This is a genomic window from Geobacillus sp. B4113_201601 (assembly GCF_001587475.1).
Lineage (GTDB): Bacteria > Bacillota > Bacilli > Bacillales > Anoxybacillaceae > Geobacillus > Geobacillus icigianus.
In genome coordinates this window covers 86,038-101,629 of the sequence record NZ_LQYX01000121.1, presented here as the reverse complement: position 1 = coordinate 101,629, position 15,592 = coordinate 86,038, and the positions used below count along the sequence as shown (strand labels likewise).

General features: G+C 55.3%; 15 protein-coding genes. All 15 read right to left on the bottom strand.

The window, feature by feature from the left end:
• Positions 1–25 precede the first annotated feature (25 nt).
• Positions 26–1,294 carry a cell division protein FtsA gene (ftsA, locus tag B4113_RS16995; protein WP_033022325.1) on the bottom strand — a complete coding sequence of 423 codons (1,269 nt, stop codon included), beginning with the start codon at positions 1,292–1,294 and terminating at the stop codon, positions 26–28.
• A 46-nt stretch (positions 1,295–1,340) separates the two neighbouring features.
• Positions 1,341–1,484 carry a hypothetical protein gene (locus B4113_RS19975; protein ID WP_156102707.1) on the bottom strand — a complete coding sequence of 48 codons (144 nt, stop codon included), beginning with the start codon at positions 1,482–1,484 and terminating at the stop codon, positions 1,341–1,343.
• Positions 1,471–1,833: a small basic family protein gene (locus tag B4113_RS16990; protein ID WP_033022217.1), complete on the bottom strand. Its 363-nt coding sequence runs from the start codon at positions 1,831–1,833 to the stop codon at positions 1,471–1,473. The genes B4113_RS19975 and B4113_RS16990 overlap by 14 nt, the downstream gene beginning before the upstream one ends.
• A 1-nt stretch (position 1,834) precedes the next feature.
• Positions 1,835–2,494: a DUF881 domain-containing protein gene (locus B4113_RS16985; protein ID WP_051962810.1), complete on the bottom strand. Its 660-nt coding sequence runs from the start codon at positions 2,492–2,494 to the stop codon at positions 1,835–1,837.
• Positions 2,495–2,564: 70 nt separating this feature from the next.
• Positions 2,565–3,269 carry a DUF881 domain-containing protein gene (locus B4113_RS16980; protein ID WP_033843487.1) on the bottom strand — a complete coding sequence of 235 codons (705 nt, stop codon included), beginning with the start codon at positions 3,267–3,269 and terminating at the stop codon, positions 2,565–2,567.
• Positions 3,250–4,035, bottom strand: coding sequence for a cell division protein DivIB (gene divIB / locus B4113_RS16975; protein ID WP_033843486.1), 786 nt, complete (start codon positions 4,033–4,035; stop codon positions 3,250–3,252). Before divIB ends, B4113_RS16980 begins: the two co-directional genes overlap by 20 nt.
• Positions 4,036–4,236: 201 nt before the next feature.
• Complete coding sequence (gene spoVE / locus B4113_RS16970; protein WP_033843484.1) at positions 4,237–5,337, bottom strand: stage V sporulation protein E; 1,101 nt, start codon at positions 5,335–5,337, stop codon at positions 4,237–4,239.
• A 53-nt stretch (positions 5,338–5,390) separates the two neighbouring features.
• Positions 5,391–6,746 carry a UDP-N-acetylmuramoyl-L-alanine--D-glutamate ligase gene (gene murD / locus B4113_RS16965; protein WP_033843483.1) on the bottom strand — a complete coding sequence of 452 codons (1,356 nt, stop codon included), beginning with the start codon at positions 6,744–6,746 and terminating at the stop codon, positions 5,391–5,393.
• Positions 6,747–7,721, bottom strand: coding sequence for a phospho-N-acetylmuramoyl-pentapeptide-transferase (gene mraY, locus B4113_RS16960; protein WP_033843482.1), 975 nt, complete (start codon positions 7,719–7,721; stop codon positions 6,747–6,749). It lies immediately after the preceding gene.
• Complete coding sequence (locus B4113_RS16955; protein ID WP_033843481.1) at positions 7,706–8,161, bottom strand: hypothetical protein; 456 nt, start codon at positions 8,159–8,161, stop codon at positions 7,706–7,708. Before B4113_RS16955 ends, mraY begins: the two co-directional genes overlap by 16 nt.
• The gene (locus tag B4113_RS16950) at positions 8,158–9,627 is read right to left on the bottom strand and encodes a UDP-N-acetylmuramoyl-L-alanyl-D-glutamate--2,6-diaminopimelate ligase (protein WP_033844846.1); all 1,470 of its coding nucleotides are present in this window, start codon (positions 9,625–9,627) and stop codon (positions 8,158–8,160) included. The genes B4113_RS16955 and B4113_RS16950 overlap by 4 nt, the downstream gene beginning before the upstream one ends.
• A gap of 112 nt (positions 9,628–9,739) precedes the next feature.
• The gene (locus B4113_RS16945; protein ID WP_033843480.1) at positions 9,740–11,659 is read right to left on the bottom strand and encodes a stage V sporulation protein D; all 1,920 of its coding nucleotides are present in this window, start codon (positions 11,657–11,659) and stop codon (positions 9,740–9,742) included.
• A gap of 72 nt (positions 11,660–11,731) precedes the next feature.
• Positions 11,732–13,939, bottom strand: a complete 2,208-nt coding sequence (locus B4113_RS16940) for a penicillin-binding protein (protein WP_033843479.1) — start codon at positions 13,937–13,939, stop codon at positions 11,732–11,734.
• 6 nt (positions 13,940–13,945) lie between these two features.
• Entirely contained in the window at positions 13,946–14,302 is a 357-nt protein-coding gene (ftsL, locus tag B4113_RS16935) for a cell division protein FtsL (protein WP_033844845.1), read from the bottom strand.
• 136 nt (positions 14,303–14,438) lie between these two features.
• Positions 14,439–15,371: a 16S rRNA (cytosine(1402)-N(4))-methyltransferase RsmH gene (gene rsmH / locus B4113_RS16930; protein ID WP_033843478.1), complete on the bottom strand. Its 933-nt coding sequence runs from the start codon at positions 15,369–15,371 to the stop codon at positions 14,439–14,441.
• Positions 15,372–15,592: the final 221 nt, after the last annotated feature.

Sequence of the window (15,592 nt, the reverse complement as noted above, 5' to 3'; positions counted from 1 at the left end):
GCCGAATCCTCCTACATTTCAATCTCTATTCGAAGAAAGAACCGAAAAATCGTTTGACTTTCCTTCCGAAATGGTCCTCTTTCTTTTTGGGCTTCATCTGCTGTTTCGGCGCGGGGCGGTCCGCCGGCTCCGCGGCAGCAGCGGCCGGGACCGCTTTCCCTTGCAGCTGCGCCTGCCGATAGGCGAACTTGAGCAGCCCGACGCCAACCGTATATTGCGGGTCACGCACGCCGATATAGTCTGGCATGGCAACGCGAACGCTTGTCCCGAGCACCATATGGGCCAATTCAAGCAGCCCCGGCAGATTGGCCACGCCGCCGGTCAGCACATAGCCGCCGGGAAGATCGCGAAACCCGAGCCGGCGCACTTCCTGCTGGACCATTTGCAGCATTTCTTCCGCTCGCGCTTCAATAATGTCAGCAATCTCGAGCTGACTGAACTGTTGGTGCTGATCCGTGCCCATGATCGGGACGCTGAACACTTCCTCTTCAGAAGCGTAATCGTAGCACGCATGCCCGTGCTTCAGTTTGATTTTTTCCGCGTCATCCGTTGTCGTTCGCAACCCGATCGCCAAATCTTTCGTAATATGCTCGCCGCCGACCGGCAGCGAGGAAACGGCTTGAAGCGCCCCTTGTTCAAAGACGGCTACCGTTGTCGAGCCGCCCCCAAGATCGACCAACGCCGCTCCCAAATGCCGCTCGTCATCGGACAGCGCAAGCGAGCCGGCGGCTAGCGGCTGAAGGCAAATGTCGCTGATCTCCAAGCCGGCTCGCTCCACGCAGCGAAGAAGATTATGTAACACGGTCTTCGCGCCAGTGATCATAGTCCCTTCCATTTCCAGACGGACGCCGAGCATGCCGCGCGGGTCATGAATACCGTCCAGTCCATCGACGATAAACTGGCGCGGAACGACGCCAATAATCTCCCGATCGGGGGGAATCGAGACGACTTGAGCCGCATCGATGACGCGCGCGACATCTTCATCGCTGATTTCACGGTTTTCGCTTGCCACCGCCACGATGCCATGGCAATCATGAAGCTGAATATGGCTTCCTGCCACCCCGACGATAACGCGGCGAATCGACAATCCGACCATCCGTTCCGCTTGTTCGACCGCGCGCTTGATGGAATGCACCGTTTTATCTATATCAACAATCGCACCTTTTTTCAGCCCTTCTGATTTGACATTGCCAATTCCCATAATATTGATGGAGCTTCCTAGCATTTCTCCGATGATGACTTTGACGCTCGATGTTCCCACATCTAAGCTCACGACGATCTCATTGCTGCTCATCTTTTGGCATCTGCCTACTAAAAACGCGCCGGTGCCGGCCGGCGTTTCAGTAAGCAGCGACACCTCCTTTTTCGGCTGAAATTTCCCCACTCTTTTCATCTATGAACGGTTGTTTCGTTTGCTCGTTTTCTTTCATAAATAATTCAACACGCGAAAAGACTTTCCCTGTCGTTCGCTTAACTTTTTTCACGATTTTGCCGCCGCTTCGCCCACTCGGCAAGCCAAAGGCGGCGGATGATGGCCATGTTCTGAAAAAGGCGAACGCCGAAAGCAAACACGGCTGCTAAGTACAAGTCTACACCAAGATGCACCCCAAGAAAAGTTAAAGTTGCAGCAAGAACAATGTTGAAAAAAAATCCCGTTATAAATACCATTTCGTCATACGTTTGCTGCAAATGGGCGCGCCACCCTCCTATTAATGTATCAAAGGCAGCCAAAATGGCAATCGATAAATAACTGGAATAGGCATCGGGAACTTCCCAGCCGGCAAGAACGCCGATGGCAAACCCAAGCAGCAAGCCAAGAAGCGGCAGCCACATCCTATTTCCCCTCCTTGCCGGCGTTGACCGTTTCCATATACTTGACATTTGGCCGCGCGGAAGCAGGCGGAAGGACAACGGTTGGTTGAGGGGGAGAGATCGCCAAGTCCAGATTTTCAACGGCAAAGTCATCGCGAATCGGGGAAACAGACAATCCGCTGTACAGCTTATCGACATCATCGGCCATCACTTTGACGGTGGTGGGCAGCCCCACGGGGCGGAGCCCGACTTTGGTGATGCCGTTGACGTCGCGAATCGCCGTCCCATTCGTCAGCCGCTCCCCACCGATTTCGATTTCTTTCGCTCCGTACTTATTCAACTCGTTGACCAGCCGTTGCAGCAGCTCCGGCGACACGGTTGCCGCGACCGGCCCAACATAGCCGGCAAGCGGCGCGATCGTCAGCACAACACCGGGGCCTTTTGCTTCCGTCAGCCCGGCCGCTTCGCGAAGTTCGGCGACGGTCGTCTCGAGCGCCTCTGCCCCGCCTGTCGCTTCTTTTTGTCGATAGTAGCGCAGCCGCTCCTCATACTTTTCAAGCTCGTCAAGCAGCTGCTGTTCTAGTTTCTGCTCTTTCGTCAAATCAGCGCGCAGCTGCCAAATGTCGCGCGTGTCGCGTCCTTCTGCAGGCAGCGTCGTGCGCAGCCCCACCGCGATCATCATGCCAAACACGGCGGCGACTCCGGCAAAATACAGCTGTCTTTTTGGGTGCAATGCGCTTCACCACCCTTCCTTATGGCTTGGGCGCAAAAATCGGATCAAGAACGATCGCCTCTTGCTTTTCCACCTTCACATCGACATGGTCTTCAACGAGCTGATCGACAACGCCGCCAGGGAGTCCGAGCGCGGAGGCGAGCACATCCGGATTGCCGATCGCCGAAATGACAAACGGGGCCGCATGCGGCGTCCCATCCACTTCAATGACGGGGCCGTTGCAAACGATGTACGAACGATGGGAAATGCGCTGCCCGTTAATGGCAACGGCTTCAGCGCCGGAGATGAGCAGCTCATGAACAACGCTCCAGACGTGCTGTTCGTGAACGATGTAATCGGTAGCGCTCGCTTCAGAGGGGATATAAGAGGAATCGGAAAGCGTGACTGCAACGCCTTTCCCTTTCACCCTCGCTTTTCCGATATACATGCGCAGCTGTTTCGCTTCCTCTGCCAACCCGGCTTCGCTTTCCTGCTTCTCGGAAAGCTTTTTCTCCCATGCGGCCAGCTCCTCTTGTTTTTGAACAAGCTGTTGCTTGAGCGATCGGTTTTCCTTTTGCAAAGAAAGAAGCGCCGAACGATATTCATACTCTTTGTTCCACTCGCCGTCCTTCCATCCGCGGTGGGACGCTTCTTTGCTGGCGTGCTGATACGAAAACCCGAGCATGGCACCGAAAATAAAGCAAATGATCGTCAGAAGGATGCGGCTACGAGCTTGGCGCTTCATCGTCATCCTCCTTTTTCGGCGGATCGTAAGGAACAAAGTAGCTGCCGACTTCCAAATGAATAACTCCTTTGACATTTCGGTCCAGCGCGGCGACAATCGCCGGATAATGCGCCAGCTTGTCGGCAAAGCGCCGAATCGTCGCGCTCACCTCATAGCCATCGTTCATATAGACGATGACGCGGTCTTCATACTCCTTCGTCGGCTTGTAATGAATTTCCGACATGGCGCCAAGCACGGCGGCCGGCAGTTCGGCAAGTTGTCCCGTCATCTCGGCAATGGCGTCGCCGTTTTTCCAGCCGACCAAAACAGGCGCATCGGTCGGCGCCGTTTTGACGCCTTCCTTCTTCAGCAGCCGCCCGTTTTCGAGCAGGGGAAAAAACGTTTGCTGATCGTATACATAGGCGATCCGCCGCCATTCGCGGACATGAATGACAAGCGTATGCGGCAGCCGCTTTTTGACCGTTACCTCTTTCACTTCCGGATGGCGGGCGATGTTCGCTTCCACCTGTTGTTCCTTCACTTTCCAAAAGCTTGTCCGCTTCGTCACACCGCTTAGGCTGATGATGCGCTCATCTGACAAATGGCGGTTGCCGCTCACTTCAATGTGCCTGACCGCGCTAAACGGCGATTGAAAATAAAGAACGCACAAGATGGCCAGAAAAAAGAAGAACAAATACGCAATCAGCCGGCGGTTCGCTTTTTGACGACGCCGCTTTTTCAACTTTGGCACGCGATCCTCTAGGACGACGACCTTTCCTTTTTCCATCGCATTCCCCGCTTTCTTTCTCCAACGCCCTGCTTTCCGCCGTTGGTCTGTTGGCCCACCCCATGAGGCCGATGCCGTTTTTTTGCATTTGTTTTCATTATATCACAAACAAAAAGCGAGCGAGAGCCTGTTTTTGCCGCATTTGCCGGCACTGTTCGACGCGCGGACGAACAAAAAAGGCGGCGGATCTTCGCCGCCTGCCTAATAGCGGGCATGCCGGCTGATGTTCAGCAGCACGCCGATGGCCATAAGCATGAGCGTCAGCGATGATCCGCCGTAGCTCAAAAACGGAAGGGTGATGCCAGTGACGGGCATTAATCCGGTCACAACGCCAATGTTGATCATCACTTGAATGGCGATCATCGAAATGATGCCAAGCGCCAAAAAGCTGCCGTACAAATCGGGCGCGCCAAGAGCGATGCGCACCCCGCGCCAGAGGAGAAGGGCAAAAAGCAATAGGACGAGCGAGCCGCCGATAAAACCGAGCTCCTCCGCCAAAATGGCGAAAATAAAATCCGTTTGCGGCTCCGGCAAGTAAAAAAACTTTTGCCGGCTTTGCCCGAGCCCGAGGCCAAACAAACCGCCCGGCCCGATGGCATACAGCGACTGAATGATCTGAAACCCGCTTCCGAGCGGGTCCTCCCACGGGTTTAAAAAGGACGTAATTCGTTTGATCCGGTACGGCGCGGATAAAACAAGGGCGGCAAACCCGGCGAGCCCCAAGATGCCAAGCCCGGCAAAATGGCTGAGGCGGGCGCCGGCGACGAAAATCATCGTCACACAAGTGCCGACCATGACCGTTCCCGTCCCTAAGTCCGGCTGCAGCATAATCATGCCGAACGCGGCAAACACGAGCAACAGCGCCGGCAGCAGTCCCTGTTTGAACGAAGGAATCTTTTTTTGGTTTTCCGATAAATATTTGGCCAAAAAGGCGATCATGGCGAGCTTCGTAAACTCAGACGGCTGAATGGAAAACGCCCCGACGCCGATCCAGCTGCGCGATCCGTTCCGCACCATGCCGATGCCGGGAATGAGCACCAAAACGAGCAGCACAAAACAAACGCCAAGCAGCACTTTCGACCAGTCGCGCCATACCCAATAATCGATGTTCATGACAAAAAACATCGCGATGACGCCAATACCTGCGAACAACAGCTGGCGCTTGGCAAAGAAAAACGAATCATTGAACTTGTATTCCGCCCAAATGGCGCTCGCGCTGTACACCATGATCAGCCCGATGGCCAGAAGCGAAAACGTTAAAAGAATGAGCAAAATATCCGGCGCAGACCTTTTCCGCGGCAATGCCCAACACCTCTATTTTTGTAAACTAGAGGGAAAGGGCTGTCCCTTTCCCTCTATTTCAACTTATGCACGGCGTTGATAAAAATGTCCCCTCTCTCCTCGAAAGTTTTGTATTGATCCCAGCTGGCGCAGGCCGGAGAGAGCAAAATGACGTCGCCCGGTTCGGAAAGCTCGAAAGCAATCGGGACGGCTTTTTCCACATTATCGACATATCGGATCGTTTCTATTCCCGCTTGTTGGGCGATGCGACCGATTTTGGCCGCCGTCTGGCCGAACAATACAACGGCCTTCACCCGTTGCAAATACGGAAGAAGATCATCAAACTCATTGCCGCGGTCAAGCCCGCCAGCGAGCAAAATGACCGGCTCGCCAGCGAACGCCGAGAGCGCCTTTTGCGTCGCCAAGATATTCGTCGCTTTCGAGTCATTGAAAAATCGCCGGCCGTCAATTTCCGCCACATACTGAAGCCGATGTTTCACGCCGGAAAACGTCGCCAGCACCCGGCGGATCGCCTCATGGCTGGCGCCGGCCAACTTGGCGGCCGCCACCGCCGCGGTGATATTCTCCAAATTGTGCTGACCTGGAAGGACGATGTCGGCGATTGGAATGACGGGCTCGCCATTCCAATAGACGGCGCCGTCTTGAACGTACGCTCCTTCGCCGAGAGGTTTCGTCGCCGAAAACAGCACTTTTTGCGCTCGAATCGACGAAGCGGCGGCCATCACAATCGGATCATCGGCATTGACGACGGCGTAATCGCGCTTCGTCTGGTTGCGGAAAATGTTGGCCTTCGCCGCCACGTACGCCTCTTTCGTTCCATGATAATCCAAATGCGCGTCAAAAATGTTGAGCAATACCGCAATGGCCGGCCGGAACTGATCAATGCCGGCGAGCTGAAACGAAGACAGCTCGGTGACGAGCCATTGTCCCGGCTTTGCCTCTCTCGCCACTTCACAGGCGACAAGGCCGATGTTGCCAGCAAGCAGCGGATCTTTTCCGTCCGCTTTTAACATTTCATAAATGAGCGTCGTCGTCGTCGTTTTTCCGTTCGAGCCGGTGATGCCGATCAACGGCCCTTCGGAAATGTGGTAGGCAAGCTCCACTTCGGTGACCACCGGCAACCCTTTTTCCAGCGCCCGTTTCACCATCGGGTTCGTGTACGGAATGCCCGGGTTTTTCACGACAAGATCAAACGGCTCATCGAGCAGCTCGAGCGGGTGTCCGCCGCAAATGACGCGGACGCCAAGCTGTTCCAGCTGCCGAGCCTCCGTATTTTCAAAAAGCGGCTTTTGGTCATTGACAACCACATCGGCGCCCAGCTCCACAAGCAGCCGCGCCGCCGCCACTCCGCTTTTCGCTAATCCAATGACCAGCACACGACGATGTTGATAAGACAGAGTCGGTTTCAATTACATCCACACCTCGATATAAATTCCTAACATGGCGAATAACAGCCCGACCGTCCAAAATGTGACGACAATGCGCCATTCCGACCAACCGACAAGCTCATAATGGTGATGAAGCGGGCTCATGCGGAACACGCGCTTGCCGGTCATTTTAAACGAAGCGACTTGAATGATGACCGACAGCGTCTCAATGACAAACACCCCGCCGATGACGACAAGCAATAGCTCCAGTTTCGTCAAAGCGGCAACGGCCGCAATCGCGCCGCCAAGCGCCAGCGAACCGGTATCGCCCATGAACACTTTCGCGGGATGGGCATTAAACACCAAAAAGCCGAGCACCGCCCCGACAACGGCCACGCAAAAGACAGCAATGTCGTACTGCCCCTGATTCCAAGCCAACACCGCGTAAGCCCCGAAAGCGATCGCCGCCGTCCCTGCGAGCAGTCCGTCAAGCCCGTCCGTCAAATTGACGGCGTTGGAGCTGCCGACAAGCATAAACAACAGCAGCACCCCATAAGCCACACCTAGCTCGACCGACCGATCGGTGCCAGGAATATGTAGCGCAGTGGAAAATCCGCTTTGACGGTAAACGGCAAAAAAGACCGCCGCAATGACGAGCTGGCCGATAAATTTTTGCCGGCTCGTCAAGCCAAGGTTCCGCTTCATCACCACTTTGATCAAATCATCGAGCAAACCGAGCGCCCCATAGCCGATGGTGACGAACAACAATAAGTACGTCCCTGTGGATACGGGGGTGAAATGGGGCGCCACCCATACGGTCGTCACCGCAATCGCCGCCAAAATCATGATTCCCCCCATCGTTGGGGTACCTGATTTTTTTTGATGCGACTTCGGCCCTTCTTCGCGAATGCTTTGTCCAAACTTCAACCGGCGCAAAAACGGGATTACGAGCGGCGACAAAATGACGGTGACGAAAAAGGAAACCGCCATGGCCATGATGATCATTGGCTCTCGCATACGTCTTCACATCCTTTAGCCGGCCGCACGTTCAGCCACCGCTTCTGCAAGTCGGCGAGCCGGCGGCGAACGTCCTCATCCACTGAGGCGCCATCGGGAAGGGTGAAGAAAAACTCCGCTTCCCCGGCGGCGCCGGACTGCTCCACATAGCGCGCAAACAGGGCGGCCGCCGCTTCCAGCGGCGATGGGACGAAAAAGAGCGGAAACTGGTTCGGGATGTAGCGCGGCAGCGGGTCGCCAAGCCGCCAAAACGCGCCGATCGCGCCATGTTCAATCGCCAGTTTCAACGTTTCCGCCCCGTTTTCGAGCGGCACAAACAATCCTTTTTTCACTTGTCTTGTCGGATCGACAAATACGGCATGGAAGCGAATCGTTTCATCGACAATTCCGCGCGCCTCCGTTGCCACCGATTTCACCATCGTATACGCGATCATCGTCATCCTCTCTCCTTCAGCGCCATTCGGGCGACGGCGCGATCGTCAAACTCAATCACGTCATCGCCAATGATTTGGTACGTTTCATGCCCTTTGCCGGCGATCAGGACAACGTCCCCTTCCTGGGCGTTGTGCACCGCATAGCGAATCGCCTCTTTTCGGTCGGGGATCGTCACATACGCTCCCATGCCAGGCTCGACTCCCGCTTCCATGTCGCGCAAAATTTGCTTCGGGTCTTCCGAACGCGGATTGTCGGAAGTGAAAATGGCCAGATCGGCGAATTGCACCGCCGCCCGCGCCATCAGCGGCCGCTTCGACCGGTCGCGATCACCGCCGCAGCCGATGACGACATAGACGTTCCGCTTCGCAAACTGGCGCACCGTTTTCAAGGCGTTTTCTAGACTGTCCGGCGTATGGGCGTAATCGACGATGACCGTAAAGGGTTGCCCTTCATCAACCGTTTCAAAGCGTCCCGGTACCGGCTCGACAGCAGCGAGCGCAGCGGCGAGCGCTTCCAGCGGAAAACCGGAAGCGAGGCAAGCGGAAGCGGCGGCAAGAATATTATATACATTGAACGCCCCGACGAGCTTCGTTTCGACCGCGGCCGCCCCATGCGGCGTGCAAAGCCGAAACGCCATTCCGCTTGGGGTCATGCGAATGTCTTCCGCCGTCACATCGCTTTTTTCGTTTATCCCGTAAGTGATGATCGGCGCTGCCGTCATATGTTTATAATATTGCGAAACCGGATCGTCATGATTCAAAACGGCAAATTTGGGGCGCTGTTCGTCATAGCGGTTGCCGAGCTGGGCAAACAACAGCCCTTTGGCATTTCGATACTCTTCCATCGTCCCATGATAATCGAGATGGTCTTGCGTCAAATTCGTAAAGACGGCCACATCATAGTCGCAGCCGTGCACCCGTCCTTGGTGCAGCGCGTGCGACGATACTTCCATCGCGGCGAACTCGACCCCTTCATCCACCATTTGTTTGAACGTGCGCTGCAGCATAAGCGACTCCGGCGTCGTATTCACCGAAGGATAAGAGCGGTCGCCGATTTTGATCTGCACCGTGCCGATCAGCCCCGTCTTTTTGCCGTTGTATCTGGCAATCTGTTCAATGATCGAAGTCGTCGTCGTTTTGCCGTTTGTGCCCGTCACGCCCACCAAATGAAGGCGATGGGTTGGCTGCCCATAAAACGCATCCGCCAATATGGCCATCGCCCGCCGGCTATCTGGCACGACCACGACCGGAACGTCAACCGGAAGCGGCCGCTCAGCGATCATAGCCGCCGCGCCGCGCGCCGCTGCCTCAGCGGCAAAATCGTGGCCGTCAACCGTAAATCCCTTCAGGCAAAAAAAGAGAGAGCCAGGCTGGACGCGGCGCGAATCCATTTCGAGCGCAACGATATCCGGGTTTCCCCCGCAATGCGTCCAAAAACTAGGCAAACGGGACAATAATGTCAGCAGCTTCATGTTGGTCCATTCCTTTCCCATCGAAATCGTCTGCCGAACGATGCGGACAGCGGAAAAAGGGGCACAGCCAACCCGACGTGTCATCGCATCGGCCGCCCCTTACCCGATCCCTTTACCGTTCTTTTGCGAAATAAATGCGGATGGTCGAGCCTTCTTTTACTCTCGCTCCCGGCTCTGGAGATTGTTCGACCACGACATCCCCTTCGCCACTAACATCTAATTTTAAGTCAAAAAGCTGTTCTTGCAAATCTTTTTTTGTCAACCCGATCAAGTTCGGCACTTCAATCACTTTCGGCTCGTTCCAATCACGCTCTTTTTCCAATTGATCCGGACGCGGCTTCACTCCGATCGTGCGCAAGCTATCTTCCATGATTTTCCCTACAATCGGCGCCGCCACCGTGCCGCCAAACTGAACGGTCCCTTTCGGATTGTCAACCGCCACGTAGACGACGAGCTGCGGATCGTCCGCCGGAGCAAAGCCGATGAACGATACGATATGATTGTTTTGCAAATAGCGGCCGCCTTGCGCCTTTTGCGCCGTTCCGGTTTTTCCGCCGACGCGGTAGCCTTCGACATACGCCTTTTTCCCTGTTCCTTGCGCGACGACGCTCTCAAGCGCGTACCGGACTTGTTTGGATGTTTCCTCGGAAATGACGCGCCGTTTTGCCTTCGGGGTATTGCGGCGCACGATTTCCCCCGTCTCCGGGTCAACCCATTGCTTGGCGACGTATGGCGTGTACAAAATGCCGCCGTTGATCGCCGCCGATACAGCGGCCACCTGCTGAATCGGCGTCACCGACACCCCTTGGCCGAACGCCGTCGTCGCCAGCTCCACCGGCCCGACTCGTTTTAAATCAAATAAAATGCCCGTTCCTTCCCCTTGCAAATCAATGCCGGTTTTCTCGCCAAACCCGAATTGCTTAATATACTTAAACAACGTCTCTTTCCCTAACCGTTCCCCCAACTCGACAAATCCTGGGTTGCACGAATTTTGCACGACTTCCAAAAACGTCTGCTCTCCGTGGCCGCCTTTTTTCCAACAACGGAGCGTAGCGCCGGCGACTTTCGCATACCCCGGATCAAAGAAATGGTCTTTCAGCAAGTTCACTTTGTGCTCTTCCAGCGCCGCGGCCAGCGTAATGATTTTGAACGTGGATCCCGGTTCATATGTACTCCAAATCGGCAAGTTGCGGTTGTAAATTTCCGGCGGAACGTTGCGGTAGTTGGACGGGTCGAAAGTCGGGCGGCTTGCCATCGCCAAAATTTCGCCGGTGTTCGGGTTCATGGCAATGGCAATGATGCCATCGGGATTGTATTTCGCCTCCGCAATGTCGAGCTCCCGTTCGACGATCGTCTGAATGCGCGAATCGATCGTCAACACCAAATTCAAGCCGTCGGTCGGCGGCGTATAATCATCCGCCATGTCGGGCATGCGCCGGCCTTTGGCATCGGAGTAAAACTGCACCGATCCGCGCTCGCCGCTCAGCTCCTTATCATAATACAGCTCAAGCCCGGTGAGCCCTTGATTGTCGATGCCGGTGAAGCCGAGCACATGCGACAAATAGCTGCCAAACGGGTAATAGCGCTTCGTGTCTTCGGCAATATACACGCCATCGAGATCGAGAGCGCGCACATCCGCCGCCTTTTCATCGGAAATTTTCCGCCCTTCTTTGAGACGGACGATCGATGTTGGTTGCGTGATTTGTTTATAGATCGATTCGACGGAGCCCCCCAATGCCTGCGCCAATTTTTCCGCTGCCTGCGCTGGGTTTTTCACTTGTCGGGGAATGACGTACACCGTCGGCGCGCTCATGTTGGTCGCCAACGGGACGCCATTGCGATCCAAAATTTCGCCGCGCTTCGGCTCAAACGGAATGTTCCTGCCCCACAGCCCTTTCGCCCGTTCCGCTAACAGATCGCCGAGCCAAAATTGGACGTAGCCAAGACGAAGATCGATAATCGCAAAAATCAAAATTCCGGTCAAAAAGACGATCGTCAACCGCTTGCGCACGGTCACGTACGATACGCGCATATGGCGGAACCTCCTTTATCGTGGGCTCGTTCCACTATATGCTTGTACGCCCCGTTGTAGAACGGCAAAAAATCATTCATGCGGGCCGTCGTCTTTTCGTTCCGCTGCCTCCTTCGCCTTTCTCGCCGCCGCTTCCTCCCACTGGCGCGGCGGAGCGAGCTCGACGATCAAGTAATCTCCTTTGCGCACTTCCGCCCCCGGACGAATACTTTGGCTGATGACGTAGCCGCTTCCTTTGGTGCTCGGCCGCAATCCGAGAACGCGGGCCACTTTCATGGCGTCGCGAAGCGAAAAACCGCGCAAATCCGGCATCGCGGCGGTCCCATCCGTCTTGAGCACGACTCGCTCGCCCACGAGCACGTCCTCGCCGGCTTGTGGCAGCTGATCTTCAACGGAGCGGCCGCGACCGATCACGACCGGGACATAGCCGCTTTCTTTCAACTGCTTGGCGGCCAGTTCCGCCGGCTGGCCGATGAAGGAATCGAGCGGCCGCTGCGCCTTCTTTTCTTCGGTGCGCTTCTCTTCGACCGGTTGAATGTGCAAATATTGCAGGCTGCTTTTCATCACTGTTGTAAAAATTTGCGACACCGGCGCCGCCCCGGTTTCGGTCACATCGAGGTGCGGCTGTTGAACGGCGACGTACATGAGCAGCTTCGGGTCATCGGCCGGCGCCATGCCTAAAAAGGAAAAAATGTAGTTTTCCCGCCCGGTCAAATAGCCGCCGGCAGCGGACGGAATTTGCGCCGTCCCGGTTTTGCCGGCGACGCGGTAGCCTTCGATTTGATAAGGACGGCCGGTGCCGTGTTCCGACGTGACAACCGTCTCTAAAATGTCCCGCACTTTTCGCGCCGTTTCCGCCGTGATCGGTTCGCCGACCACCGTCGGCTCATGATCAAGGAGGACTTTGCCGCTGTCCGGATCGACGACTTTTTCAATGACGTACGGCTTCATCATTTTCCCGTCGTTGGCGATCGCTGTTGCCGCCTGGATTTGCTGAATCGGCGTCACCGATGTCCCTTGGCCGAATCCCGTCGTGATCCGTTCGATCGGATAGCGGTAGCGAATTTGCCCGACCGCCTCGTTCGGCAAGTCAATGCCGGTTTTCTGATCGAAATGGAAGCGGTGCAAGTATTGCAAAAACCGGTCTTCTCCTAGCTTCTCTTTCACCAAAATCGAGAAAGCGACGTTCGAGGAACGCTGCACTCCTTCATTGAACGTAATCGTTCCCCAACCGACATCGTTATGGTCACGAACGATATTCGGCCCGACTCGATAAGAACCTGAATGAAACGTTTCATTGCCGTTGTACACCCCTTCGTTAATCGCTGCGGCGAGCGTGAACACTTTCATCGTCGAGCCCGGTTCGTACGGATAGGAGATGGCGTCATTGAAAAAGTTGGTGATGTTGCGCTTGTTAGGGTCAAAGCTCGGGCGAGTCGCCATAGCCAAAATTTTTCCCGTTTTCGGATCGGCGACAATGGCGATCATCTTTTTCGGCCTATATTGTTTTTCAACGCCGTTCATGGCGTCTTCCAAAAACGTTTGAATTTTTTCATCGATCGTTAAATACACATTCGCGCCGTTGTTCGGCTTGACGATATGCTCCTTTCCCCCCGGAAGGCGAAATCCGTTCGCATCGCCGTCGAAAGATACATAGCCGTCTTTTTCGCGCAAATAGCGGTCAAGCTGTTTTTCGATGCCCATTTGGCCGACCGTGTCGTTATGCTCGTTTTTTTGCGCGTAGCCGACCACATACGAAGCGAACGTGCCGTTCGGATAAAACCGGGTCGTATCGCGGATGAAAGCGATGCCCGGCAGGTCGAGCGCTTCAATTTTCCGCTTCAGCTCAAAGCTGATGTTGCGGCCATACGATCCGAACTCTACCTGCTTCGCCTTTTTCGTTAAAATGCGCTTCATCTTTTCGACGTCCATGCCGAGCAATGGCGCGAGCTTTTTCGCCGTTTTTTCCGGATCAACGACATGGCGCGGATGGTTCGGGTCGGTCGTCATGTTCGGATCCAACACCGCGACAAGCGTGTAGGAAGGCACGTCTTGAGCCAAAATGCCGTCGTTGCGGTCGAAAATCGTGCCGCGCTTCGCCTCAAGCGTCCGCGTTTGCTTGCGCTGCTGTTCGGCGATCTCCGCCACCGGGTGCCCTTCCGCTTTTCCGGTCCATCCGAGCTGGATAAAGCGGGCAAACAAGAGCGAGAAAGCCAAGCCGAACAGGCAAAACAACAGCCATGCCCCCCGATGGGTGTTGCGATGCTTCTTTGTTTCCATCGGCCATCATTCCTGCACAACTTTCACGCGGTTTTCGTCAAGCGACAGACCGAGCTCTTTCGCCTTTTGCAAAATGCGCTCGTACGCGCTCAGCCGCTGCACCTCGACGTACAAGTCGTTGTTCGCTTTTTTCTGCTCGCCAATCGTCGCTTCAAGCTGCTGGACATGCCGGTTCAGTTCATAAAGGCGCACTTGGTTGGCCACGATGTGAACAGCCGCATAAACGACAAACAAGAAAAACGAAACAAACAACAGTTTTTCAGCAAGCGACAGGCGAAAGCGCCGCTTCCGCCGCGGCGCCCGGCTCGGCGACGCGGCCGGACGTCCTTGTTCACGCACGACTTTGACAGCTGCATCGTTCACCATTGTTCCCCTCCTGTTTCTCCACTCGTTTTGTTCGGTATGGCCAACCGCCATGCGGTCATGGCCGTTCGATGTCATGTCCCTTCTTTTGCCCTTGCTGGCCGTTGCCCTACTGGGCGCTGCGCCTTTGCATCGGTCATCGTTTTTCAGCGATGCGAAGCTTGGCCGAGCGGGCGCGATGGTTTTGCTCCAACTCGTTTTCCGAAGGAACGATCGGCTTTTTCGTAATGATTTTCAGCACGGGCCGCCCTTCCTCGGGAAGAACCGGAAGCCCCGGGGGAAGCGGCGGACGCTCGCTCGCCTTTTTGAACGTTTCTTTGCAAATGCGGTCTTCAAGGGAATGAAACGTAATGACGCTCACGCGGCCGCCCGGCGCTAGCAATTCAATCGCCTGCTCGAGCGCCTCGCGAAACGCTTCGAGTTCATCGTTGACCGCGATGCGGAGCGCCTGGAAAATGCGCTTGGCGGGATGCCCGCCGCTGCGGCGCGCCGGTGCCGGGATGGCCGCCTTGATCACCTCGACGAGTTCACCGGTTGTTTCAATCGGCTGTTGGCGGCGCGCCTCTTCAATTTTGCGCGCGACTTGCTTTGAAAACTTTTCCTCGCCGTAGCGAAAAAAAATGCGCACGAGTTCCTCATATGGCCAACGATTGACAATTTCCGCCGCCGTCAGCGACTGCGTACGATCCATCCGCATATCCAGCGGCGCATCATGCTGATAGCTGAAGCCGCGCTCCGGCTCGTCGAGCTGCGGCGAAGAAACCCCTAAATCAAAAAGGACGCCGTCAACACAGTGAACGCCAAACGCTGAAAGCTCTTCCCGCAAAAATCGGAAATTGCGGTGCACGAACTGCACTCGCTCGCCGTAGCGGGCCAGCCGTTTCCGCGCATGAGCAATGGCGGCCTCGTCTTGGTCAAACGCAAACAGTTTGCCGCGTTCTGAAAGAAGAGAGAGCAAATATTCGCTATGGCCGCCGCCGCCCAACGTACAATCGACATAAACGCCGTCCGGGCGGACGTTCAGCCCATCCACCGCCTCTTTCAGCAACACTGTTGTATGTCGAAACACATGTCCACCACCTTTGCTGCTTGCCGGCTCCTTAGCGTCACCAAGGGCCGCTCCCTTATTATATCGCAAACAGAAGCAAAATTTTAGCTTTTTTTGTAAAAAACCGTCCCTTTTTGTTTCTTTTTGTCGGATGGCGAAACGAGCAGTGCGCTATCCGTTCTGACAGACTTTACTTTTATTCCCAAAACAAGAACGTTGTTTTTTTACAATTCCTTTTACAA